This is a genomic window from Corynebacterium sp. CCUG 65737, assembly GCF_024454115.1.
GTDB lineage: Bacteria > Actinomycetota > Actinomycetes > Mycobacteriales > Mycobacteriaceae > Corynebacterium > Corynebacterium genitalium.
This window is the reverse complement of sequence record NZ_JAGPZB010000001.1, coordinates 19,462-43,267: the sequence shown is the minus strand read 5'-3', so window position 1 is coordinate 43,267 and position 23,806 is coordinate 19,462. Positions and strand designations below refer to the sequence as shown.

Genomic DNA, 23,806 nt, shown 5'->3' with positions numbered 1-23,806 from the left:
GTCATGCCACGCATGCTTGCGTATCGACGGCCGCAGTCAACCCCACGTACTCCCCCACCACACGCTGCACCTGGTCCATGGTGAGCGCGAAACCAGTCTCGGAGCCGTCGACAGCCGTGCCGAAAATGACCCCGACCACGGCGCCGTCGGGCGCGATCACCGGGCCGCCGGAGTTGCCGGGGCGTACGTCCCCGCGCAGCGTGTAGGCCTCCCGCTCCGTGCGCCCGGTGGCGTAAATGTCCGGGCCGGACACCATGATGCGGTCCCGCACGCGCGCCGGGGACGCTGTGAACGGGTTGGTGCCGGGATAGCCCAGGACGACGACATCATCGCCGGTATGGGCTGGGTCCTGCGCGATCCGCACCGGCTCAATGCCTAAGTTCGGGATGTGGAGGACCGCGAGATCCACCTCCGGGTCGAAGAACACCACGGTGGCCTGTTTGACCCCTACCACGGTGTCCAATTCGACCTCGTCGGTGCCGGCAACGACGTGGGCGTTGGTGATCACGTAGTCCGGTGCGGCCACGAACCCGGACCCCGACATGTGCCTGCTGCAGCTCGTCGAGTCCCCGAGGACATGCACCACTCCGGCGCGCGCCGCGTCAATGACGGCCGGGGCGACCGCCTCCGGATTCACGGCCTCAACGTCTGCGCCCGCCCCTTGGAAGGGGGAGACTAAGGGAGGCAGGCCGGTGACGTCGATAAGCGCGGCGATATGCTCAGGCACCTTGTTGGCCCAGCTCGGTGCGACGCTGTCGATGGCGGTGAGCACGCGGGATTCCCGCACGCCTTTACCCAGCGAGCCACCGGCGTTGGCGGCCACCGGGATGGCCACGAGCCACACCATCACTACCGCGATGACCAGCTGCAACAACGCGCCCACTGCGGAGTCCCACCGCTGGGTCGTTTTGGAGCGCATCCGTTCCCGCAGCCCAGAACCGACTGTTGTGCCCACGATGTTTCCCAGCGCGACGAAGAGCACCACCGTGGCCAGCAAAAGGAGCACGCGAATGCTGGTGACATCCGCAAGGTCCACGACGAAGGCCGACACCACGATGCCCACGATCAGACCCGCGGCAATTCCCAGTGCGGCGAATCCGGCCGAGAAGGCGCCATGCCGCCAGCCGCTGCGGAGCGACGCTAGGAAGATGACGCCAAGGAACACATCTACAAGGATCGCTGCGGTCACTAGAAACCGTGCCCTTCACCGTTGCGCGACGTGCGCAGGGCATGCCGCAGGTCGACAGCATCCTTGTGCTCCCAGGGTTCCTCCCACCCGGCCTCGCGGATCATGACCGACAGCAGCGAGGCCGTGAACCCCCACACCACGTAGCCGTGGAGCTCGAAGGCGGGCCCGGACCAGCCCAACCGGGCGACACGGAAGCGGTTGTCGGGGTTGATGAGGTTGCTGAGCGGGACGAAGAAGACATCGTCATTCTCATTGGGGCTTGCAGACCACACCTCCCCCGGCTCCTGCGCATACGCCAACACGGGGTTCACTGGGTTGCCCGATGGGCCCACTGCGATGGTCTCAAGGACCGCCAGCGGCACGACGCGCTCGGGCTGCAGGCCCGTTTCCTCCCGGGCCTCACGCAGTGCCGCGTCGATCGGGCCGGAGTCCTGCCGGTCCACCTTCCCGCCAGGGAAGGCCATTTGGCCGGAGTGGTTCCGCAACGACGGCGTGCGGTGCGTGATGAGGATCTCTGCGTCATCCGGCAACGTCGCCGCCTCGGGATCACCCGTGAAGCACATGAGCACGGCTGCCCGCTTCGATCTCTGGGACGCAAACCGCATGTGGCCCTGCATCTTCGTGACCAAGCTGGCACTGCCCGGCGCGGACAGCTTGTGGGTCAGCGGGTCCAGCCACTGGGGCGCACGCTCCGGCTGCAGCATCGCGGACATCTCGGGAGTCTCAGACATTTAGAGCACCTCCTCGACGGCCGCGGCAATGTCATCGGCGTCGGTAAACGGCGTGGGCACCACGCCAGCAGTCTCCTGCCCGCGCAACACCACCAGCACCGGCACGACCGGGGGCAGCTTCAGCTGGGCAGCGAAAAGGTTCTCGGTGTCCTGGTAGCTCGGAAGGGTCACGCCAAGCTCGTCGAGAAGCGCGGCGCCGGCCTGCGCGTCCCCGTCCGCGTGCACGCCGACAACGCTGTATTCGGGGTGCGCGTCCGCGAATTCCTGCAGCGCAGGCAGCTCCTCACGGCACGGTTCGCACCACCACGCCCACAGACTGACCACCGTAACCTGGTCATCGGCCACAGCCCCGTCCGTTGAGGTCGCTCCCAAGCAGGGCAGCTCCACCCCACCGACGGCCCCGTGCGGGCATTCAGGTCGGCTGCCGGCTTCCATTTCGCTCACAGTGTTGGTCACGGTGCTGCGCCCCTCCTCACCTTCGGGCGCTGCGCTGTTCGAGCCCGGCTGCCCCCTCAGCATCGACACCGCGCCGACCACCACCAGCACCGTTGCGGCGAGGATGGCGAGCACGCTGATCAGCACACTGCGCTTCACTCGCTCTCACCCCGCCCCATCATGTCCAGGATGTGCTCGCGCTCCGGCCCGGTCACCAACTTCTCAGCCTCGTCCCACTCAACAGGGCCCGTTCCGAAACTCGGGCAGTCAAACGCCACCGGGCACGCCCCGCATGCCGGTTTGCGAGCATGGCATACGCGTCGGCCGTGGAAAATGATCCTGTGCGAGAACATCGTCCACTCACGCTTCTCAATCACGCTGGCAATCGCGTGCTCGATGGCGACAGGATCGGTGATAGATGCGTCGATAAGCATCATGCGGTGCACCAGGCGCTGAAAATGCGTGTCCACGGTGAGCCCCGGCATCCCGAACGCATTGCCGCGGACCACATGCGCTGTCTTGCGGCCAACGCCGGACAGCTTCACCAGATCCTCGATCGCGGTGGGCACATCGCCGCCATGCTTATCGACGAGCGCCTCCCCGATCCCCTTCAGATGCCCCGCCTTCGCGCGGAAGAACCCTGTCGGCCGGATGATCTCTGCGATCTCGTCGACGTTGGCCGCCGCGTAGCTCGCCGCGTCGGGGTAGCGCCGAAACAGCTCCGGTGTGACAGAGTTGACGCGCACGTCCGTCGTTTGCGCACTGAGTACTGTTGCAATAAGTAGCTCGAGCGGATTGGTGAAGTCCAGCTCCGCGTGCGCATCCGGATAGGTCGCGGCCAATGTGCGGTTGATCCGCCTTGCGCGGCGGGTGCGCCCCAGCTCAGTCTCTGTGCCTTTTGACGCGGGGTGCGCGCCGGGGCGGCGGAAGCGCACTGGCGTGACGGAGCCTGCTGGACTTCCTGCTGCATCTGGGGCGGACATGCACACAACTATAGCGATGGGTACCACCGGCTCCCCTCCGAGGAACTACGATAGGGAACCATGATGAGTGTTCTCTTCGCGCTTTTGGCCCCGCTGTTCCTCGCCGTGTTCGTTGTGGCCATGGAACGTCTCGAAGTCGCTGTCGTGCACCCTGCCTAAAACCGGCCTCAACGCGCATTTTTCATTTTGGGGAGAAAGTAAACCCGCATGAATGCCCGCCTGTGCCCCAGTGCGCGTGATAGAGTCACACAGTGTGACGTGGCGCGTCTGCCGGGGTCGCGGTGACTGATTCCACATCCTGGAACGCACGGCTCGCGGGTAAGCGCCAAGTAGAAGGAGCGCACATGGACGACGTACAGGAGACACTGGCACGCGCCGGCATTTTCCAAGGCGTGGACCCCGCTGCAGTGACCAACCTCATCGGTGACATGCAGACGGAGACGTTTCCCCGCGGAACCACCATCTTCGACGAAGGTGAGCCGGGCGACACCCTGTACATCATCATCGACGGCAAGGTGAAGCTTGCCCGCCACGCCCCCGACGGCCGCGAGAACTTGCTGTCCGTCATGGGGCCGTCCGACATGTTCGGCGAGCTGTCCATCTTCGACCCCGGCCCGCGCACCTCCTCCGCAGTGTGCGTGACCGAGGTCCAAGCAGCCACGATGGATTCCGAGATGCTCAAGACATGGATCAACGAGCACCCGGAGATTTCTCAGCAGCTGCTGCGCGTTCTTGCGCGCCGTCTGCGCCGGACCAACGCGTCCTTGGCGGACCTCATCTTCACTGATGTCCCGGGCCGCGTGGCCAAGACGCTGCTTCAGTTGGCCAACCGCTTTGGCACCCAAGAGGGAAGCACCCTGCGCGTCAACCACGACCTGACTCAGGAAGAGATCGCCCAGCTTGTCGGTGCCTCCCGTGAGACGGTGAACAAGGCGCTGGCCACCTTCGCGCAGCGCGGCTGGATCCGCCTGGAAGGCAAGTCCGTCGTCATCGTGGACACGGAGCACCTCGCGCGCCGCGCGCGCTAGCCTCCCGGGGCGGCTTGCGCCGTGTGAGCCTTTTTAGGCTTCCTTGCCCTCGAGGTAGCGCAGGGCCACACGGGTGGACTGTTCCGCGGCCCCGCGCAGGACCGGATCAACATCGTCATACATCGCATCAACCAGCTCGTTGATGCTCACATCTGCGCCGCGCTCGGCGCGCACCTTGCGGATCTGGTCCAACCGGTACTCGCGGCGGTCAATGTATTTGCGGGCGAATCCGGACAGGTCCTCGCCTTCCGGACCATGGCCCGGCAGAAGCTTAATGCCTGCTCCGTCTTCCTCGAGCGTGCTCAAGGAATCCAGGTATCCACCCAAGTCACCGTCCGTCTCCGAGATCATCGTGGTGTGGCGGCCGGCGATCGTGTCACCGGTGCAGATGCCCTCCAGCGTCGACTCCGGGGACTCCGGGTCGCCGGAGTAGATGTAGAAGCACACCGAGTCGCCCGTGTGGCCGGGGGTGTGCACGACCTTGATGCGCGGAGTGATGCCGTCGACGGCGATGATTTCGCCGTCTTGGAGGGGCTCGCCACCGTTGCAGTAACGCTCGTCGAAAGCGCGGACCGGAGCGCCCGTGAGCTGACGGAACCGGTGAGCGCCGTCAGCGTGGTCGTGGTGGCGGTGCGTCAACAGCACCAGAGAGACCTTGTCGGCCGACGACTGGAGCACGTTGAGGTGGCCTTCGTCTTCCGGGCCCGGATCGATGACAATGCTGTACTCATCCTCCGGGTCGCGGATAACCCACGAGTTCGTGCCCTCCAGTGCTGCGTAGCTGGGGTTCATCGCCAGCACGACGGCGGCAGACGGGGTGACAGGACGCAGTTGGCTATAAGCGGGATGCTGCATGTTTCCCACCCTACGCCACCTCGACTATGAGCTCGAGCTCCACTGGGGCGTCAAGCGGCAGAACCGCGACACCGACAGCCGAGCGAACGTGCGCGCCGGCATCGCCGAAGATCTCCCCGATCAACTCCGATGCCCCGTTGATCACACCGGGCTGGCCGGTGAAGTCGGGTGCGGAGGCTACGTAGCCAACCACCTTCACCACGCGCGTGACGGCATCCAGCCCCACTTCCGCATCGACCGCGGTGAGAGCATTGAGCAGGCATGTCCGGGCGTATTCGTAGGCATCCTCGGCAGAGACCTCCGCGCCGACCTTGCCGGTCGCAGGAAGCGCGCCGTCAACGAACGGCAGCTGGCCCGAGGTCCAGACCTGGTTGCCCACCCGCGTTGCGGGCACGTACGCCGCAACGGGGGCGGCGACGTCGGGGAGGCGGAGACCCAAAGCGCTGATACGCGAAAGGGCACTCACCTTAGAGCTCCCGCTTCATGTAGGCGACGACATTCTCCGGGTTCGGGCCGGGCGTGACAGCGACAAGCTCCCAGCCATCCTCACCCCAGGTGTCCAGGATCTGCTTGGTGGCGTGCGTGAGCAGCGGAACGGTGGCGTATTCCCATTTAGTCATGCCGCCACTCTAGCTGTTCGCCTCCGTTGCAGCGACGATGCGGCATCGCTGTAGCGACGTCAGGAGTTACAGCCCGACGATCTCCTCGCCCGCTGCGAGGTGCGCGGCCCAGTCAGTCACGTGCGGGTTCTTACGCAGCACGGCCCGGCGTTGACGCTCGGTCAGGCCACCCCACACGCCGAACTCGACCTTGTTGTCCAGGGCATCTGCGCGGCATTCCATCTGGACCGGGCAACGGCGACAGATCGCGGCGGCTTTACGCTGTTCAGCACCGCGAACGAAGAGGGCATCCGGGTCGCCGGCGCGGCAGACAGCGAGGGTGACCCACTCGCCGCGCTCAAAAGAATCGACCTTGGGCGGAGAAGTTCGTGCGGAAGCGGGTAGTACCGGCTTATCAAGCGAGCGATTGCGAATCGTTGCGGTCACGAAAATCTCCTTCCCATAGCCCCAATTTCTTGGGACATAGAAATAACCCTGGCAAATTCGTATTTGCCTGCTTTAGGAAAGCCAATCGAGTTCATTGCGCTTTCTGAATGTAAGTGTATTCACCCCCTGGGATTATTGTCGAATAGATCACACGAGCGGGGGTAGGCACCGATTCCCCTGTGGGGGTCTAGGCCGTAGTGTATGAAAGGTGTCTTCACTAGGTTCCCTGGGAAAACTGCTCCTCGGCGTCGTTGCCGCGGGTCTCGCAGTGGTGCTGTGTCTTGCCCCCGTCGTGGGGATCAGCGGGGCTGCTGTCGCTCGCGTCGATGAGACGATGCAGTCCAATCTCGCCGACTTAACCGACGGGTCCGCCCCCGGCGTGACCACGATCACCGATAAGAACGGTGAGCCCATAGCCTGGATCTACAACCAGCGCCGTTATGAGTTGAAGGCGGAGCAGATCAGCCAGGCCGCCAAAGACGCGTTGGTCGCCATCGAGGACCGCCGCTTCTACGAGCACGAAGGCGTGGACATGCAGGGTTTTGCCCGCGCGATGGTCACGAACGTGCTGGCAGGCGGCGTGGAGGAAGGTGCCTCCACAATCAACCAGCAGTACGTGAAGAACTATCTTTTGCTTGTCGACGCTGAGAATCCCGAAGAGCAAACAGCCGCCGTCGAACAGTCGATTCCACGCAAGTTGCGCGAGATGCGCATGGCGTCCGACCTGGACAAGCAGCTGCCCAAGGAAGAGATCTTGGCGCGATATATGAACATCGTCCCCTTCGGCAACCACGCGTACGGCATTGAGGCCGCCGCGCGCACCTACTTCGGCATCCCCGCCGCCGAGCTCAATGTCCCGCAGTCAGCGCTGCTCGTCGGCATGCTGCAGTCCGCCGAAATGCTCAACCCGTACACCAACCCCGAAGGGGCCACGGAGCGCCGCAACACGGTGCTGCAGGCAATGGTCACCTCCGGCTACCTCGCGCAAGATGAGGCAGACCGCTTCAAGGGCGAACCCCTCGGAGTCCTCGAAGAACCTGCCTTGCTGCCTGAAGGCTGCATCTCTGCTGGTTCTGCGGGTTTCCTGTGTGATTACGCACTGGAGTACCTCGCTGGCAAGGGCCTGCCCATGGAGGAGCTCGAGCGCGGCGGCTACACCATTACGACCACGCTGGACCCGGGAGTTCAAGAGATTGCGCACAACGCCGCCGCAAGTGCAGTTAGCCCGGGCCAGCATGGCGTCGCCGAGGTGATCAATGTCATCGAGCCCGGCGAAAACTCCCGCAACATCCTGGCCATGACCTCTTCACGCACCTATGGCCTGGATGGCGACGAAAGTCAGACCGTCCTACCGCAGACGTCCAGCATGGTGGGCAATGGTGCTGGGTCTGTGTTCAAGATCTTCACCGCCGCAGCAGCCTTGGAGCAGGGATACAACCTCGACGCCAAGCTGCCGGTGCCAAAGCGTTCCGTGAAATACGGCATGGGAACCGGCGGTGCTACCGGGTGTCCGGCTGGCGCGTACTGCGTGGAAAACGCAGGATCCTATCCCAGCGAGCTGACGCTTCGCGACGCCCTTGCAAAATCCCCCAACACCACGTTCATCGAGCTTCTCGAGGAAGTCGGCGTGGAAGCGACCGTCGACATGGCCGTGCGCTTGGGGCTGCGTTCCTACGAGGATCCGGGCAGCTTCGACGAGGACCATTCCATCGGGGATTACTTCCGCCAGAACAACCTCGGCGCCTTCACCCTTGGCCCCACCGCCGTGAACCCGTTGGAGCTGTCCAACGTTGGGGCAACGCTGGCGTCCGGCGGTAAGTGGTGTGAGCCTAACCCGGTGGCCAAGGTGGAGGACCGGCTCGGCCAGGAAGTGTTCATCGAGCGCCCCGACTGCGAGGAGGCTGTCTCCCCCGAGCTCGCCTCCGGCCTGGCCAACGGCATGGCCCAGGACACTGTTAGCGGCACCGCGAAAGACGCGGCTGCGGCATACGGTTGGAGCGGCCCCGTCGCTGCCAAGACGGGAACGACGGAATCGCACCAGTCCTCGGCATTCCTCGGCTTCAACAACGCTTTTGCTGCCGCCACCTACATCTACAACGACGGCACCCAGACCACCCCGCTGTGCTCAGGTCCGGTCCGCCAGTGCAACTACGGCGATCTCTTCGGCGGTAAGGAGGCGGCCCGTTCGTGGTTCCAGATGGCCACGCAGATTCCGGGCGTGCAAGGAGCTGGGCTCCCCACCCCGAGCCCGCTGTATGACCCTGCTTCGCGCAACGACCTGTTCGACAGCGTCGTCGGCCTCCAAGCCGCCGAGGCCCGCTCCCAGCTAGAGGCAGCTGGGTTCAAGGTCCGGGAGACGAAGGGCACCGCCACCGGCAAACCCGAAGGCGAAGTCGTCGAGGCCCGCACTCCAGAAAACGCAGGCGAAGGCGCTGTGGTCACTCTCGTCGTCTCGGACGGCTCCCCTGCGCGGAACAACCCGCCCAACCGCAGGGACACCCGCGATGACCGCGGCCGCGACGATGACGACGAAGCCTCCCGCTACCGCGACGACCTCGAAGACGAAATCGGCCGTTTCGCCGACGATCTTGCGGACCTGTTCGGCGACCTATAGCGCCCGCTTCGGCTACGACAGTCGCGCCTTGACTGCCGCAGACAGCCGCTTGCCGTCGGCGCGGCCAGCAGCCTTCTCGGTGGCGGCCTTCATAACCTGCCCCATCTCTTTCATGGAGGTGGCGCCGGTGTCGGCGACTGCTTCGTCGATAAGCGCTGCGAGCTCGTCGTCATCGAGCTGCTTGGGCTGGTATGCCTCGAGCACAGCGACCTCGGCGAGCTCAGCGTCGGCGAGGTCCTGTCGGTCATTCTGCTGGTAGATCTCCGCCGACTCGCGGCGCTTCTTGATTTCGCGGGCGACGACCTTGAGCACAGCAGCGTCGTCAAGCTCGTGCTTGGCACCCTCCGTCTCCTCGGTCTGGATCGCGGCGAGCAGCATGCGGATCGCACCCGTGCGCTCCTTCTCCTTCGCCTTCATGGCTTCCTTGAGGTCGGCGCGGATCTGATCTTTCAATTCACTCATGGCTGCCAGGGTAGCCTTGTTCCAATGAAGAAGATCGCACAAGCGCTCGGCGCGGTGACAGCCCTTGGCTTATCGACGCTCGCCTTCGGCTACAGCGAGTTGACCAAGTTCCGCCTGAAAACCTACGAGCTGCCCATCCTTCCCCCGGGCGTGGACGACTTGCGCATTCTCCATGTCTCCGACCTGCACATGATCCCCGGGCAGAAGACGAAGATCGCGTGGGTCTCTGCCCTCGACGCACTCGACCCCGACCTGGTGATCAACACCGGCGACAACCTCTCGGACGAGCATGCCGTGCCTGACGTGCTGGCCGCTCTCGAGCCGCTGCTCAACCGCCCCGGCGTGTTCGTCTTCGGCACGAACGACTACTGGGCACCGCGACCCGTCAACCCAGTCACATACCTTCTGGACGCCAAGCGCGAGCCCAGCTACGTGGACCTGCCGTGGAAGGGCATGCGCGCCGCATTCATCGAGCGCGGCTGGCAGGACGCCACCCACAAACGCCTCGAATTCAAGGTTGGGGATGTGCGCCTGGCCATTGCAGGTACCGACGACCCCCACCACGACCTCGACGACTACTCCCTCATCGAAGGCGCCCCCAACCCCGATGCCGACCTCTCGCTTGGCGTCACCCACGCGCCCTACCGGAGGGTCCTCGATCAGTTCGATGCCGACGGCTACCAGCTCGTCCTCGCCGGCCACACCCACGGCGGGCAAATTTGCCTGCCCGGCGAACGCGCCCTTGTCACCAACGCCGACATCGACCGCGAACGCGCCTCAGGCCTGCACCGCTACGGCAGCCGCGACATGTGGCTCGAAGTCTCCAACGGACTGGGCACCTCCAAGTACGCGCCAGTGCGGATCTTCTGCCGGCCATCTGCGGCGCTGCTCAAGCTCACAGCGCGGGACGAAGCGGACGAGGCGTAGCTAGCGGGGTCCGGGGCTGGGGCTATCGCCGCGTCCGGCGCGTTGCGGAAAAGTTGACATCCCCAAACTGGACGTTTTCTATTCCGGCTGGTCAGAGAACTGCGAAGGGGTAAATCGATATCGAGTTTGTCAACTTTTCCGCAAGCCTCCGCCCGCACAGCTCCCATGCCACTGCACCCCCTCACCGCTAGCCTGGAAAACTATGGCCTATCTGCCATGAACAGCGGTTTTGGTGCACCCATGGTGTTGGACTAGAGTGTTCCGAGTACCAAGGAGCACTGACGGTAACGGATGTGCACCCGACTAGAGGCTTCTAGGACGTACAACCGGGATATGGCGCAGCTTGGTAGCGCGCTTCGTTCGGGACGAAGAGGTCGCAGGTTCAAATCCTGTTATCCCGACCACAACAAAGGGTTAATAGACAAAAAGTGTGTCTCGCTGGCGTGTCGTCGGTCGGGCGCGCTTTTTGTTATTTGAGGGGTCCTTTCCTGGTTCCTATCGAGTGTGAGTATTCGGTTGGGATAGCGTTGTCGTAGAAGGCTGGTCGGCCTGTTTGGTGGTCGGCTGTGTTTCGGTCTTCAGGGACAAGATCGGGAACTTTGGCGAGTTGGTCTTGTCCATAAGCGCACTGCCTGGCGATCTTTAACGGGTCGTCAGGCAGTTGCGTTTTCGCATGTAGGTACCACTCGAGCATTCTGCGTTGGCGTTCTCCTGATCTGCCGCGGTGGGCGTCGGCGATGCGTTTGAGTTGGGCGTTGACCCCACCCTCAAGACTGTTGGTGGTCGCGGCCCACCGGGCCGGATCCAGTGCGCCTGGTGGGGGCTGGAGGTAAGCGAACAGCCAGTTGTTGCGCGATAAGTGCAGAAGCGAGTTATACGCCTTACGCACTCGGATGTGGGTGAATTCCCATTGATGGTTAAGGGTGCGGCGTTCTTTGGGCACGGGTGTTTTCTCGTTCAGGAAGCCCTTGTAGACCACTCCGTAGTCGTGCAGGCGCAGTGTCCATTCCCGGGCTTGATCCACGGTGGTGATGCGGGTCAGTTTCAACGCTAGGGCGTAGATGGCTTTACCGGCATCAGTGCGGGGCCGGGAGGTGGTGTAGCGGCGGATGACGCGTTGGGCGTGGACGAGACAACGCTGGATCATCGCTCCTGGCCAGCAGGCTTTGATCGCCGAGTAGGCGCCTTGCCCGCCGTCGAGGACAACGCACAACGGTTCGGCGATGCCTCGCAGTAGTTGGGTGTAGGCGTGGGCTGATTCGCGTTTGGCCCAGTGCCAGGCGATGACATGGTCGAAGCTTGCTGCGACGAGCAGGCAGCCGGCATCGGTGTAGGTGCCGTCGATGAAGATTTGGTCGTAGACCCGGTGCGGATCTGGGGTGTTGGGGATGTCGATAAGCCAAAACGGTTCAAACCGGCGGTCGAGCGTGCGGCGGGAAATGTTCAAGGTGGTGGCCACATCGGTGAGTGAGGCTGTGCCGGTGACATAGGCGTGGAAAGCTGTGAAATCCCGGGCGTGGGTCTGGTCAGTGCGACGGCGTGTGAAGGAGGATCCGCAGGCAGGGTCTTTGCACCGCCACCTGATGGAGCCTTTGGAAGTGGTGCCGTTTTTCTTCGTTTCCCCATTGCATAAGGGGCATCGTGGTCTGTTTGGTGTCACCGGGAAAGCACACCAACACCCCGCTAGCACATGGAGGTGACATTCCGGCTGATTGAACGAAAAACGGGCCCGAATAAGGGTCAGAACCCTATTCAAGCCCGATTTACATAGGCCGATCAGCAGATACGCTGAGAATCAGACACACTTTTTGTCACTTAACCCACAACAAAACCCCCTGTAAACAGGGGGTTTTCTCCATTTATCATTACTTACTCACCGCACGCGGCTGCTTCTCTCGTACACCGTGCTGCCGCTCAGCCCATCGGCAAATTCCTCAGTCTGAGCGTCGTAGTCGTCATAGTCATCGACGGTCTCAACGTCGTCGGAGACCTGGTAGTCATCGTCGTCATAAACGTCGGCTTGATCGGTCTCGACAGCCTCGTCGTAGACATCGGCCTCGTCGTTGTAATCGTCGTACGCATCGCCCTGGCCGATGTCATTGCGGATGTCGTGCGCCATGGCAATGAGACCGATCAGACCCATGAACGCTGCGAGGCCGATGCCCGTCCACATGGCGGTAGTGGATCCGTCGTTACCGGCAGCGGAGATGGCTGCCGTGGACCAGTGCATGGGCAGCGCCTGGGAGGCGGCCCTCCACAGCAACGAGACCTCTCCGGTCGCGGCGGACGACCAGACCCAGCCGACCACACCCACCTGCAGCAGAGCCAATACGCCGGCGGCACCACCGCCGCCAATGGTGCCGAACGCAGAGCGGAGAATCCAGGTCAGCCCTGCCGAAGCCAGGGTGCCAAGGACCAGGGCGGAACCGGCGATCGCCAGCGCGGCTGCGGACAAGTTCGTGCCCAGGATGGCCACGAGAATGAGCCCGGCCGACGCACTGAAGGCGGTGCCCAGGCCGAGGATGAGCCAGCGTGCGCGGGCGCGCGATCCGGCGTACGCGGCCAGCGCGGTGACCACGCCGCCGAGAATCGCCAGAGCGGACACAAGCATTGCGGCCAACGGCGCCAGGGCGGACGCCGGTGCAGGTGCCGCTTGCCCGTCTGCACCAGCTGCGGTGCCGGTCGTCGTTCCCGACGCTCCGGCGACGGGCACAGGCGCGGGCAGGGCGCGTTGGATGGCTCCGATGTTGTCTTTGTTGGTGTTGGCCATCTCGTCGACCTTCTTGCCGCCGTCGGCAAGCTGGTTCACGCCGTCGGTTGCCTCCTTGACCTTGCCATTCATTTCAGACAGGCCTTTGGACAGCTCGGAAGCGCCGTTCGTCGCGGAGTAAATTCCGTCGTGGTAGGCGTAGCCGGGGGTGGAGAGCTGGTTGGCCAGCTCGCGGGAGCCGTCGCGAAGCTCGGTGAGCTGCGTGTTCATGTCGTCAGGCAGCTCGGCTGTCTCGACTTGGCCGCGCAGGTCTGTCAGCTGGTTACGCAGGTCGGTGACTTGGGGGTCGCGGTTGTTCTCGGTGGCCTTGATGGTGTCATCCAGGGCTCCGAGGATCTGGCCGCGCACGGCTTCGAATCCGACCACTTGGTCCACCGCACCGCCGACGGAGTCAGCGACGCGGGTAGCGCCGTCGGCAAGCTGGCCGGTGCCCGCCTGGATTTCCACCATGCCTTTGGATAGCTTGTCCGCGCCGTCGCTCGCGCTGCGCACAGCTTCAGCGAGCTCCCCGGAGCCGTCCTTGAGCTGGTCGGTGCCCTCCTTGAGCTGCTTGGTGCCCTGAGTGAGGAAACCGGCTTCGGCGGAGGCGTCACCGGCGGCGCGGCGGGCATCGACAAGCTGATCGGGCCCGGCGTAGGCAGCCGGGGCACCAGACGTGTCGTCCCCCGTGGCCCACGTGGATGCCGGATTCATTGGGGTGAATGCGGCGACCAACAGCACAGCAAAAGCCAGGACAACGTTCCATTTCATAGAGAGAAATGTAACGGTTGTGACTACTGGGGTGCGCGTGACACGCGGGAAATGGGGCTTCCCGCCATTTCGTACCCCACCCCCTCGAATTCACTCGACATGTTGATCCCGCCCATCCCTGTTACCCTATGAACTGTTTTGTCCTGGCTGAGGGTTTCTTAGCGTGAATTCCCGCCAGCGCCACGACACTGCATGACCCCCTGCCGCTCCAACAAAACGGAAATACAGCCTATGGCTTTGCTAATCGCCCTCGGGATTGTCGCCGCGACAGTGGTGGCCTCCCCCGTGCTCGTGCGCGTGATGGATCGCCGCGTCGGGTGGGTCGCCGGACCCGCCATGTTCGCTGCGGCGGCCGTGATAGCCAACGCGTTGCGCGCCGGCACCCCTGTGACCTACAACCTTGTCTGGGCTAATGACCTTCTCGGGGAGGGCACTGCGGTGTCCTTCGCCTTGCGCGCCGACGGCCTGAGCGCCTTCTTCGCCCTGCTTGCCCTTATCATCGGCGGTATCGTGCTGATCTACTCGGCCGCGTACCTGCCAGAGAAGGACGGCAACACCAGCTTCTACACCATCATGACGGCATTCACGCTGTCCGTGTTGCTGCTCGTGCTTGCAGACGATGTCGTGCTCCTCTTCATCGGGTGGGAGCTCGTCTCCATTGCGTCGTTCCTGCTTATCGCCCGCTCTGGATCGTCGGGTGAGGCCGGCTCGTTCCGCACCCTCGCCCTGACGTTCTTCGGCGGGTTGACGCTGCTGGCGGGCCTGGCCCTGGCTGCGACGTCGACGGGCACAACGCGCCTGCACGAGATCCTCGCCTCCGACGTGTGGGCCGACAACCCGCGCCTGACCACCATTGTCGCAGTGCTCATCGCGTGCTCCGGCTTCACCAAGGCCGCGCAGTTCCCGTTCCACTTCTGGCTCCCGGAGGCCATGGCGGCCGCGACACCCGTGTCGGCGTTCCTGCACGCCGCTGCCGTGGTCAAGGCCGGTATCTACCTGCTGGTGCGGTTCTCCACGATCTTCCACGACAACCCGACGTGGAACATCCTGCTCACCGTCACTGGCCTGGGCACGGCACTCATGTCGGCGATCTTCGCCATCACGAAGACGGACCTGAAGCACCTCACGGCGTACTCGACGGTGTCCCACCTGGGCTGGATTGTCGCGGCGATCGGTATCGGCACCCCGCTGGCGCTTGCTGCCGCGCTGACGCACACCCTCGCGCACGCGCTGTTCAAGTCCTCCCTGTTCATGCTCATCGGCGTCATCGACCATGAAACGGGCACGCGCGACATGCGCCGCCTGGGCAAGCTGTACGACAAGATGCCGTGGACCTTCGGTTCCGTCATCGTTGCCGCCGCGTCCATGGCCGCCGTCCCGCCACTGTTCGGCTTTGTGTCCAAAGAGTCCATTCTGGAGGCCTTCCACGAGAGCCCGTACGGCACCGTGCTGCTCATCCTCGCTGGTCTCGCCGCCTTCCTCACCTTCGTCTACTCCGCGAAGATCGTCTTCGGCGCCTTTGTTGACGGCGAGCGCGACATGAGCGAGGTGCACGAAGCACCGGTCAGCTTCTGGCTGCCAGCCGCCTTCCCGGGACTGATGTCTGTGCCCGCGGTGTTCGTGCTTTCGCTTATCGACGGCCCCATCACCGCCGGCGTCAACGCCATCATCCCGGATGCGGACTACCACTCCCACCTGGCACTGTGGCACGGCATCACCGCGCCGTTCATCGTGTCCATGCTGGTTCTCATCGCAGGTGTGGCCTTCATCTTCTTCCGCAAGCCAGTGTGGAAGGCCCTGGAGAACAAGCAGCTGCTGCCGTTCACCGGTAACGACGTCTTGGCTGGCATCGTGGACCGCTCCCGCGACCTGGGCATGTTCTTCGGCAAGATGGCCGGCACGTTCAACCCGTCGAAGCACCTCGTGTGGCTCATTGTCACCACGCTGGGGTTGGGTGTGGTCACGCTGCTGCTTACCGACGGTATCGACGGCGTGCCGCTCGCACCGCGCACCGAAGGCCTGGACAACTACTGGGACATCCTCCCGTTGGCCATCATCGGTATCTCCGTCCTCGGCCTGGTCCTGACGAAGAAGCGCATGACGGCCGCGGTCTTCCTGGGCACCGCCGGCGTGGGCATGAGCTTGCAGATGATGCTGCTCGGCGCACCCGATGTGGCTCTGACCCAGTTCACGGTGGAATCACTCACCGTCGTGGTCATCATGATGGTGCTGCGCTACCAGCCGCGGTTGTTCCCGCCGGTCCCGGCGCGCCGCAAGGCATGGGCCGGGGCACTGGCAGTTCTCACCGGCATTATCACTTTCGCCGCTGTCTACGCCCTGACGGGTCGCCGCGACCGTTCCGAGTTGGCCAACTGGTACCTCACCGAAGGCGTTGAGGTGACCAGTGCCGACAACATCGTTGCCGTGATCATCGTTGAGTTCCGTGGCTTCGATACCTTGGGCGAGCTCTCCGTGCTGGGCATGGCCGCCGTGGTCATCGCGGCGGTGACCAACTCGGTACCGCGCTACCGGTTCGAGGCCGGAACCCGCCCCGCACCGTTTGGCCAGTCGCAGCTCAACACGATGCCGCTGCGCAAGGTGGTCACGCTCACCATGCCGATCTTGGTGATCCTCAGCGTGCTCATCTTCTTCCGCGGCCACACCGCCCCAGGCGGCGGCTTCATCGCCGCGCTGGTGCTGGCCACCGCGTTCGTGCTCAGCTACATGTCCAAGGGCCGTGATGAGAACGTGGTCAAGCCGATGACCCCGGTCTATCTCACCGGCATCGGCATCATCGTCGCTATTAGCTCCGGCTTCCTCGGCTTCATCGAGGGCGGCTTCATGTACGCCATCCACGGTGAGATCGCCGGGGAGCACATGACCACCTCCCTCATCTTCGACGCCGGTATCTACCTGGCCGTCCTCGGCATGCTCACCATGGCGATCAATGACCTTGGCGGGTACCTGCGCCCAGGCACCGACAGGGAGAATCTGGACTACCGCCGCGACGAGCACAACCCGCTGCCGGACATCCCCGAGCCGGAGGAACCGGAGCACCCGACAGAGTCGTATCCGGCGCCGCTGTATCCGTCGACAAGCGAGCGTGAGGCACGCGAGGAAAGGGCACGAGCATGATTTACGCACTGACAATCGCAATCCTCATGGCCGGGGCGGTCTACCTGGTGCTGCAACGCGGCATGGTGCGCATCGTCTTCGGCATGTCGCTGTTCGGCCACGCGTCGAACCTGACCATTCTCGCCGCCGGCAACGGCGCATGGCGAGGGGAGGCGTTTCCTTCCTCCACCGGTCTCGAAGACATGTCGGACCCGTTGCCGCAGGCGTTCGTGCTGACCGCCATCGTCATCGCGATGGCCACCACGACGATCCTGCTCATGCTCGCAGCACTCGGCCGCGACGACGACACCCTGGACAACATTCTCGACGCTGAACAGGCAGAAAAGATCGGCCCCGGTGCGCTCACCACCACCGGCCGCACCGCTTACAGGGGGGTGCGCAAGTAATGGAGATCAACGCAATCCTGCCGGTCTTTGTCGCGCTGCCGCTGATCGTCGCGGCCATCGCGGCGCTGTCGCCGTTCAAGCCGCTGAACGACGCCCTGGGCATCATCATCCCCACCATCAACCTGATCGGCGGACTGTGGCTGTTCGGTTACACGGCCGAGCACGGCGCTATCGGCCACGTCATCGGCCTCTACCAAGGCGGGGCGGGCATCTCGTTCGCCGCCGACCAGTTCTCGGCGATCATGCTGATCACAACCATGACGGTGGCCGTGATCTCCAACTGGTTCGCCATCGTTTCCGGCGACACCAAGCCGCGGTACTACGTCCCGTTGGCGCTGGTGCTGATCACCGGTGTCTCTGGCGCCCTGCTCACAGCGGATCTGTTCAACTTCTTCGTCATGATCGAGGTCATGTTGCTGCCGTCCTACGGCCTGATCGCGATGACGGGTACGCGTTTCCGCCTCTCCTCGGCTCGCCTGTTCGTGCTGGTGAACCTGGCAGCATCCACCCTGCTGGTGATGGGCGTCGGCTACGTCTACGCCGTCACCGGCGCGGTGAACATCGGTGCTTTGCAGGGCGCGGCGGCCGGCAACGGCCCGGTCACTGTCGCGATGGGGCTGATTGTCATCGCGATCAGCGCCAAGGCGGCGGTGTTCCCGCTACACACGTGGCTGCCGCGAACATATACGTCGACAAGCGCTGCAGTGATGGGCCTGTTCTCCGGACTGCACACCAAGGTCGCGGTGTACATGCTGTTCCGCATCTGGGTGGTTATCTTCGACATGGACCCGCGCTGGAACTGGCTGATCATCGCCGTCATGGTCGTATCCATGCTCGTCGGCGCCTTCGCCGGTCTGGGCGAAGCCACCATCCGCCAGGTGCTGGGCTACCAGATGGTCAACGGCATGCCGTTCATCCTCATCATGCTTGCATTTACCGGCGGCCCGGGCATCGGCCCGGACGCCGCCCGGTACGCGCTGGCCGCCGGCCTGATGTACACGCTGCACCACATGATCACCATTGGTGCGCTGACACTGAACTCCGGTGCGATCGAGGAGACCTACGGCACCGGCACCCTGTCCAAACTCTCGGGGCTCATGCGCCGCGACTCCTGGACCGCCGCGATATTCGCAGCGGGCGCATTCTCGGTGATCGGTTTCCCGCCGTTCTCCGGCCTGTGGGGCAAGCTCACGCTCATCTTCGCCGCCGCGGCTGCCGGAGATGCTCGGTCCTGGGTGGCCATCGGCGCAATCATCATCGCCTCGTTTGCAGCGATGCTCGCAATGTTCCGCGTCTGGCGCGAGGTCTTCTGGGGCCAGCCCATGCAGCACTACCCCGACACACTCCGGGTGCGTTGGGCGCTGCTTGCGCCGTCCGCCGTGCTGATGGTGATCTCGCTGGCGATGTTCTTCGGTGCCGGCCCGCTGTGGGACGCAGCGACGGGTTCCGCCGACGCGCTTCTCGACGTCCCGTCCTACACCTCCGCCGTCCTCGGCGAGGACCCGCTCGGCGTACCCGATACTGATTCCCTGCAAGGAGGCCAGCGCTAATGAACAAGATCATCCACGGCATCGGCTACTTCTTCTGGATTGTCAAAGAGATCATCGTCTCCGGTTTCAACACCGCCTTCACGGTGTTCAAACCGGACGCTGGTCTCAAGCCGATAGTCATTCACTACCCACTGCGGCTCACCACCGACTGGGAACTGTTCTGGTTCTCCACCTCGATTACCGCCACACCGTCGACTTTGGCCATGGGATTCCGTGAACCAGTCGCACCGGGCAAGCCCCGGACCCTGCTGGTCCAGTCCGCCTTCGGCGACGATGCCAACGACGTGATCGAGGGCCTGATCGACATGGAAGAGCATGTCTCCCCCGCCGTGAAGTCCACACCCCTCGACGTCGCGGATGTGGCCTGGGAGCCCTACGTACCCAAAGGAGATCTCACCTAATGTTCGAGACAATCCTGACCGTCTGCATAGCCATCATGGCCGTCAGCTTGCTGGTCGGCCTTGTGGCCATCCTCCGGGAGCGTGACGAGCTCTCCCGCGCCGTCATGGCCGACTACATCTTCTACGCCATGGTCTGCATCTTCTTCGTGTGGTCGCTGTTCAACGACACGTTCATCGCCTACGAAGTAGCCATCCTGGCCGCCCTTGTCTGCGGTGCCATCCCGACCTTGTCCATGGCCCGCGTGATCTCGAGGGGGCGCCGCTAATGACCGCACTGACCATCTGGCAGATCATTGTCTTGCTGTTCGTCTTCGTGGCGGTGTTCATGACCGTCGCCACTGTCGTCCTGCAGCTGCGCGCCCCGAATGCGCTAACCCGCGCCAACCTCATGGGCCCGCTGGTCGGTGTCGCCTTCCCGGCACTGATCATCGCGATGCTCATCCACGAATGGTCGACAGAAGGCTTCGACCTGAACAACTTTCTTCGCGCCATCATCGCCATTCTCGGCGTGTGGATTGTCGCCTCTGTTGGTTCCTTCATCATCGGCCGCTCCATCTACGGTGTGACCGTCACCGACGCGATCGGCCCCGGCGGGCGGCGTGAACCCAGCCGTGACCACGCAGACAGCGAGCTGCGCGAGACACCCACAGAGCAGGCCCCGGAACCAGAGCCGGAGCCGCAAGCTCCCCCTGAACGCTGGTAACACCGCGCGCGTTCGCCTCGCCTATCCACGCCATAGCGAAACCCCGCCGCACTCACCACATTCCGTGAGCTCGCGGCGGGGTTCACGCTTGAGCGCCGGCAGCTGCTAGCCGTTGAAGGAAACGCCCTCCTAGAAGTCCTTAGCCGCATCGGCGCGCTTCTGAGCGAGCACCTCGCGCAGCTTCGGCTCGAGATCAGCGTCGACCTTGCCCCAGTAGGCGAAGGTGCGCTCTTCGACGTCCTTGTTCTCGATCGGCAGCATCTTGTTGGTCACGTTGTGGATGAAGCGCTCCTTGGCAGCATCATCAAACACCTCGCGGTAGAGAATGCCGGCCTGCATGAAGTCATCGTCATCGGCGTGCTTGACGTAAGCAGCGCGGACCAGGTCGGTGCCGTGCGGGTCCGGGTTGACGTAGAGGTCCTGAGCCTGGCCGTAAGAGGTGTGGTTGGAGGAGGAGTCCTCACCGTTGTCCAGGTAGCCTGCACCCTTCTCCGTGTTGTTCGGGGAGTAGTTCGGCTCGCCCTCGTTGTTGAAGAAGTACTGCATCGGGCCACGCTCGGCGTAGGTGTTCACCGGCACGATCGGCTGGTTCACCGGCAGGTCCTTGTAGTTCGGTCCAATGCGGTAGCGGTGCTGGTCAGCGTAAGCGAACACTCGGCCCTGGAGCATGCGGTCCGGGGACAGGCCGACACCGGGGACGATGTTGGACGGGTCGAGTGCGATCTGCTCGATCTGTGCGTGGAAGTTCTTCGGGTTGCGGTTGAGGATGAAGTAGCCCACGTCCACCAGCGGGTAGTCCTTCTGGGACCAGGTCTTGGTCAAGTCGAACGGGTTCCAGCGGTAGTTCTCTGCGTCCTCGAACGGCATGATCTGCACCTTGACGTCCCAGATCGGGTAGTCACCGCGCTCGATCGCCTTGAAGAGGTCTTCGCGGTGGTGGTCAGCGTTGTCGCCAGCCATCTTGCCTGCCTCTTCGTCGGTGAAGGTCTCCCAGCCCTGACGGGTCTTGAAGTGGTACTTGATCCACACGGCGTCACCAGTCTCGTTGACCCACTGGAACGTGTGGGAGCCAAAGCCGTCCTGGTGGCGGGAGGTCTTCGGGGTGCCGCGGTCACCGAGCAGGTAGGTCACCTGGTGAGCGGACTCCGGGGTACGGGTCCAGAAGTCCCACTGCATCTCGTCGGAGCGCAGGCCGGTGCGCGGGTCGCGCTTCTGGGAGTGGATGAAGTCTGGGAACTTCACAGCGTCACGCAGGAAGAACGTCGGGGTGTTGTTACCGACGATGTCGTAGTTGCCGTCCTCGGTGTAGAAACGCAACGCGAAACCGTGCACGTCACGCCAGGTGTCGGGGGAGCCAGCCTCACCGGCAACCGTGGAGAAGCGGATTGCCATCGGGGTAACAGTGCCCGGCTGGAACAGCTTCGCCTTGGTGTACTGGGAGACATCCTCGGTGACGTGCAGCTCACCGAATGCACCGTGGCCCTTTGCGTGCGGGATGCGCTCCGGAACGTTTTCGCGGTTGAAGTGCGCGAGCTTCTCCACCAAGTGGATGTCCGTCAGCGGGTTCGGGCCCTGCGGACCGGCGGTGACAGAAATGTTCTCGGATGCGACCGGCTGGCCGCCAAGACGAGTGGTCTTGCCGTTGCCGGCGTCACGCTCGCCCTTGTTCAGGATGTTGTCAGGGGTGTTGTCAGCCATGAAATGGCCCTCCTCGAAGTCAGGTTTATCCGGTGGGGATACCCGCGAGCTTACGTACGCTCTGACAGGCCTTCAAGGAAGCTCGCCCTAACTCAATCGTTTGTTTGACCTGCGGATGAGGGGCAGGGTCTAGAGATCCCCATCAAACTCGCTATCGGTGATTGCGGCCGCTTCGAAAAGCGGATCTTCCTGGTGCGTAGGCTCCGGAGGTCATTACGATCTGGTTCACTAGGGATCGCTCCGCCAGTGAAGCTATGTCCAAGCCGATCCTCATATCGACACCCTTCTGAGTGATGTCGAGCTTGAAATCCTTCTCACCCAAGTCAGTTCGGTAAAAGCCGCCGTCGACCAGAATGGCAGTAGTTATCGGTCGGCGCGGATAATCGGCTGTCGGCCTACCTGAATGAGCCCAGTCATCGGCGCGCTCCTTATTGGCGGAGGGTCAACGGCTGGGCTGGTACGTAAACGATATCAGAACAGGCCCAATAATCAACACCGACTCGGCTGGTAACGTCGGCAAGCGTGAATAAAAAGGACGACGCGTACGTCACGGATCTGGCGCTCAAAGCCGGCCGCGGCGACAAGCAAGCGTTGTCCGAATTCATCCGCCTCACGCATGACGACGTCTGGCGGCTACTGGCCCACCTCGCCGGCCGTGAACAGGCCGACGACCTGACCCAGGAAACCTATCTGCGAGTGTTGGGCTCGCTCCCCCGATTCGCGGCGCGCTCCAGCGCGCGCACGTGGTTGCTCTCGCTTGCCCGCCGCGCGTGGGTCGACTCGGTGCGCCACGACATGGCCCGCCCCCGCAAGGCCGCGGCGGAGTACGAGGATGTGGCCGCCCAGCAGCCGAGCCGCGACAACCCCAACACCTGGTCAGAGGTCATGGATGCCCGCTCGCTTCTCGACGCGCTTTCTCCCGAGCGCCGCGAAGCCCTCATCCTCACACAAGTGCTGGGGTACACCTACGAAGAGGCCGCGAAGATCACCGGGGTACGCATCGGCACGATCCGGTCGCGTGTGGCGCGTGCGCGGCGCGACCTCGTCACCGGCATCGAGGCCGGCGGCCAAGGAAGTTAGACCAGCAGCTCGGCGATCTGGATCGTGTTCAGCGCTGCGCCTTTGCGCAGGTTGTCGCCGGAGACGACGAAGATCAGGCCGCGGTTGCCGTCGACAGTTTGGTCTTGGCGGATGCGGCCGACAAAGGAGTCGTCCTGCCCGGCGGCCATCAGCGGGGTGGGCACGTCGACGACGGTGACACCAGGGGCGTCGTCAAGCACGCGCTTCGCGTCCTCAGGGGTGATAGCCCCGTCGAATTCCGCGTGCACAACCATCGTGTGGCCCGTGAACACCGGAACGCGCACGCAAGTGCCGGACACCTTTAGCTCCGGCAGGCCGAGAATCTTGCGCGATTCGTTGCGCAGCTTTTGTTCCTCGTCAGTCTCCAGAGTGCCGTCATCGACTAAGTTGCCCGCCAGCGGCAGCGCGTTGAACGCGATCGGTGCGACGTAGGGCCCCAGGTCATCGGCCTGCAGCGCGGAGCCGTCGTGTGTGAGCTCGGTGTTGCGCTCGCCGATGCCCGCGACTTGCGCCGCAAGCGTGTCGACGCCCGCAAGCCCCGACCCAGACACCGCCTGGTACGACGCAACGCGCATGGTGTTCAACCCGGCAGCGTTGTGCAGCGCTTTGATGACAGGCATGATTGCCATGGTCGTGCAGTTCGGGTTGGCGATGATGCCTTTCGGCAGGTCCTTGAGGTCGTCCGGGTTGACCTCGGACACGACCAGCGGGACCTCATCGTCCTTGCGCCACGCCGAGGAATTGTCCACAACCTTGGCGCCAGCTTCAGCGAACACGGGCGCCCACTCACGCGACGTGGAACCGCCCGCGGAGAACAACGCAATGTCGACATCCGCGACAGAGTCAGCGGTGACCTGGGTGAGATCCTCGACCTCAATCTCCTCGCCGCGGAACTCGATCTTCTTGCCCGCAGAGCGCGGGGATGCGAAAAAGCGCACAGTGTCTGCGGGGAAGTTGCGCTGCTCCAGAATGTCGCGCATGACACGGCCGACTTGGCCGGTTGCGCCGACGACGGCGACGGTGGTCATTTCTGTTCTCCTTTGATTATTGGGCAGTTGGCGAG

At 63.7% G+C, this 23,806-nt stretch carries 23 protein-coding genes, 1 tRNA gene and 1 pseudogene; 11 read left to right on the top strand and 14 right to left on the bottom strand.

The features are described 5' to 3' along the window. Position 1: 1 nt before the first annotated feature. From KBX17_RS00225 to nth, 4 genes are read right to left on the bottom strand one after another with little or no spacing between them, the layout of a single operon-like run. Positions 2 to 1,189, bottom strand: a complete 1,188-nt coding sequence (locus KBX17_RS00225; RefSeq protein WP_256018015.1) for a MarP family serine protease — start codon at positions 1,187 to 1,189, stop codon at positions 2 to 4. Then, positions 1,189 to 1,920 carry a CoA pyrophosphatase gene (locus tag KBX17_RS00220; protein WP_256018014.1) on the bottom strand — a complete coding sequence of 244 codons (732 nt, stop codon included), beginning with the start codon at positions 1,918 to 1,920 and terminating at the stop codon, positions 1,189 to 1,191. The genes KBX17_RS00225 and KBX17_RS00220 overlap by 1 nt, the downstream gene beginning before the upstream one ends. Further along, entirely contained in the window at positions 1,921 to 2,514 is a 594-nt protein-coding gene (locus KBX17_RS00215; RefSeq protein WP_256018012.1) for a TlpA disulfide reductase family protein, read from the bottom strand. It lies immediately after the preceding gene. Then, positions 2,511 to 3,338 carry an endonuclease III gene (gene nth, locus KBX17_RS00210; RefSeq protein ID WP_256002140.1) on the bottom strand — a complete coding sequence of 276 codons (828 nt, stop codon included), beginning with the start codon at positions 3,336 to 3,338 and terminating at the stop codon, positions 2,511 to 2,513. The genes KBX17_RS00215 and nth overlap by 4 nt, the downstream gene beginning before the upstream one ends. Before the next feature lie 344 nt (positions 3,339 to 3,682). Here nth and glxR point away from each other — a divergent pair, with 344 nt between their 5' ends. Further along, positions 3,683 to 4,366, top strand: coding sequence for a CRP-like cAMP-activated global transcriptional regulator GlxR (glxR, locus tag KBX17_RS00205; RefSeq protein ID WP_005287208.1), 684 nt, complete (start codon positions 3,683 to 3,685; stop codon positions 4,364 to 4,366). 33 nt (positions 4,367 to 4,399) lie between these two features. Here glxR and KBX17_RS00200 read toward each other — a convergent pair whose 3' ends face one another. From KBX17_RS00200 to KBX17_RS00185, 4 genes are all read right to left on the bottom strand, one after another. Next, entirely contained in the window at positions 4,400 to 5,221 is an 822-nt protein-coding gene (locus KBX17_RS00200) for an MBL fold metallo-hydrolase (RefSeq protein WP_255998994.1), read from the bottom strand. Between the two features lie 10 nt (positions 5,222 to 5,231). Further along, positions 5,232 to 5,687 (bottom strand): RidA family protein, encoded by a 456-nt coding sequence (locus KBX17_RS00195; protein WP_255998992.1) that lies wholly within the window; start codon positions 5,685 to 5,687, stop codon positions 5,232 to 5,234. A gap of 1 nt (position 5,688) precedes the next feature. Continuing rightward, positions 5,689 to 5,841 carry a DUF4177 domain-containing protein gene (locus KBX17_RS00190; RefSeq protein ID WP_005287216.1) on the bottom strand — a complete coding sequence of 51 codons (153 nt, stop codon included), beginning with the start codon at positions 5,839 to 5,841 and terminating at the stop codon, positions 5,689 to 5,691. 66 nt (positions 5,842 to 5,907) lie between these two features. Then, positions 5,908 to 6,267, bottom strand: a complete 360-nt coding sequence (locus tag KBX17_RS00185) for a WhiB family transcriptional regulator (protein WP_255998990.1) — start codon at positions 6,265 to 6,267, stop codon at positions 5,908 to 5,910. A 208-nt stretch (positions 6,268 to 6,475) separates the two neighbouring features. Between KBX17_RS00185 and KBX17_RS00180 the strand changes: the two genes are divergently transcribed. Then, positions 6,476 to 8,881, top strand: a complete 2,406-nt coding sequence (locus KBX17_RS00180) for a transglycosylase domain-containing protein (protein ID WP_256018010.1) — start codon at positions 6,476 to 6,478, stop codon at positions 8,879 to 8,881. Positions 8,882 to 8,893: 12 nt separating this feature from the next. Here the strand turns inward: KBX17_RS00180 and KBX17_RS00175 are convergent, their stop codons facing one another. Next, positions 8,894 to 9,343, bottom strand: coding sequence for a GatB/YqeY domain-containing protein (locus KBX17_RS00175; protein ID WP_255996242.1), 450 nt, complete (start codon positions 9,341 to 9,343; stop codon positions 8,894 to 8,896). A 24-nt stretch (positions 9,344 to 9,367) separates the two neighbouring features. On the opposite strand from KBX17_RS00175, the gene KBX17_RS00170 reads away from it, so the two are divergent. Continuing rightward, entirely contained in the window at positions 9,368 to 10,270 is a 903-nt protein-coding gene (locus tag KBX17_RS00170; protein WP_256018008.1) for a metallophosphoesterase, read from the top strand. Between the two features lie 327 nt (positions 10,271 to 10,597). Next, positions 10,598 to 10,674: transfer RNA gene (locus KBX17_RS00165), tRNA-Pro, on the top strand. A 65-nt stretch (positions 10,675 to 10,739) separates the two neighbouring features. Here KBX17_RS00165 and KBX17_RS00160 read toward each other — a convergent pair. After that, positions 10,740 to 11,930, bottom strand: a complete 1,191-nt coding sequence (locus KBX17_RS00160) for an IS1249 family transposase (RefSeq protein ID WP_256018006.1) — start codon at positions 11,928 to 11,930, stop codon at positions 10,740 to 10,742. A 213-nt stretch (positions 11,931 to 12,143) separates the two neighbouring features. After that, positions 12,144 to 13,790, bottom strand: coding sequence for a hypothetical protein (locus KBX17_RS00155; protein ID WP_256018005.1), 1,647 nt, complete (start codon positions 13,788 to 13,790; stop codon positions 12,144 to 12,146). A 231-nt stretch (positions 13,791 to 14,021) separates the two neighbouring features. Here KBX17_RS00155 and KBX17_RS00150 point away from each other — a divergent pair, with 231 nt between their 5' ends. From KBX17_RS00150 to KBX17_RS00125, 6 genes are read left to right on the top strand one after another with little or no spacing between them, the layout of a single operon-like run. Then, on the top strand, positions 14,022 to 16,925 hold the full coding sequence (locus KBX17_RS00150; RefSeq protein ID WP_256018003.1) for a DUF4040 family protein: 2,904 nt from the start codon (positions 14,022 to 14,024) through the stop codon (positions 16,923 to 16,925). Further along, positions 16,922 to 17,311 carry a cation:proton antiporter subunit C gene (locus KBX17_RS00145; RefSeq protein ID WP_005287241.1) on the top strand — a complete coding sequence of 130 codons (390 nt, stop codon included), beginning with the start codon at positions 16,922 to 16,924 and terminating at the stop codon, positions 17,309 to 17,311. Before KBX17_RS00150 ends, KBX17_RS00145 begins: the two co-directional genes overlap by 4 nt. Then, a complete protein-coding gene (locus KBX17_RS00140; RefSeq protein WP_256018001.1) occupies positions 17,311 to 18,861 on the top strand; it encodes a monovalent cation/H+ antiporter subunit D family protein in 1,551 nt (516 codons plus the stop codon). Before KBX17_RS00145 ends, KBX17_RS00140 begins: the two co-directional genes overlap by 1 nt. Further along, positions 18,861 to 19,262, top strand: a complete 402-nt coding sequence (locus KBX17_RS00135; RefSeq protein WP_256018000.1) for a monovalent cation/H+ antiporter subunit E — start codon at positions 18,861 to 18,863, stop codon at positions 19,260 to 19,262. Before KBX17_RS00140 ends, KBX17_RS00135 begins: the two co-directional genes overlap by 1 nt. Continuing rightward, complete coding sequence (locus KBX17_RS00130) at positions 19,262 to 19,528, top strand: cation:proton antiporter (protein ID WP_255995917.1); 267 nt, start codon at positions 19,262 to 19,264, stop codon at positions 19,526 to 19,528. Before KBX17_RS00135 ends, KBX17_RS00130 begins: the two co-directional genes overlap by 1 nt. After that, positions 19,528 to 19,965: a Na+/H+ antiporter subunit G gene (locus KBX17_RS00125; RefSeq protein WP_255995916.1), complete on the top strand. Its 438-nt coding sequence runs from the start codon at positions 19,528 to 19,530 to the stop codon at positions 19,963 to 19,965. Before KBX17_RS00130 ends, KBX17_RS00125 begins: the two co-directional genes overlap by 1 nt. 129 nt (positions 19,966 to 20,094) lie before the next feature. Here the strand turns inward: KBX17_RS00125 and KBX17_RS00120 are convergent, their stop codons facing one another. Together KBX17_RS00120 and KBX17_RS00115 are read right to left on the bottom strand one after the other, a co-directional pair. After that, positions 20,095 to 21,663, bottom strand: coding sequence for a catalase (locus KBX17_RS00120; protein WP_256017998.1), 1,569 nt, complete (start codon positions 21,661 to 21,663; stop codon positions 20,095 to 20,097). A 202-nt stretch (positions 21,664 to 21,865) separates the two neighbouring features. Next, positions 21,866 to 21,988: pseudogene (locus KBX17_RS00115) on the bottom strand (NYN domain-containing protein); the annotation flags it as partial. A gap of 197 nt (positions 21,989 to 22,185) precedes the next feature. Here KBX17_RS00115 and KBX17_RS00110 point away from each other — a divergent pair. Next, positions 22,186 to 22,743: an RNA polymerase sigma factor gene (locus KBX17_RS00110; RefSeq protein ID WP_256017996.1), complete on the top strand. Its 558-nt coding sequence runs from the start codon at positions 22,186 to 22,188 to the stop codon at positions 22,741 to 22,743. Here KBX17_RS00110 and KBX17_RS00105 read toward each other — a convergent pair. Continuing rightward, complete coding sequence (locus KBX17_RS00105) at positions 22,740 to 23,771, bottom strand: aspartate-semialdehyde dehydrogenase (protein WP_256017994.1); 1,032 nt, start codon at positions 23,769 to 23,771, stop codon at positions 22,740 to 22,742. The genes KBX17_RS00110 and KBX17_RS00105 overlap by 4 nt on opposite strands. Between the last annotated feature and the right edge of the window lie 35 nt (positions 23,772 to 23,806).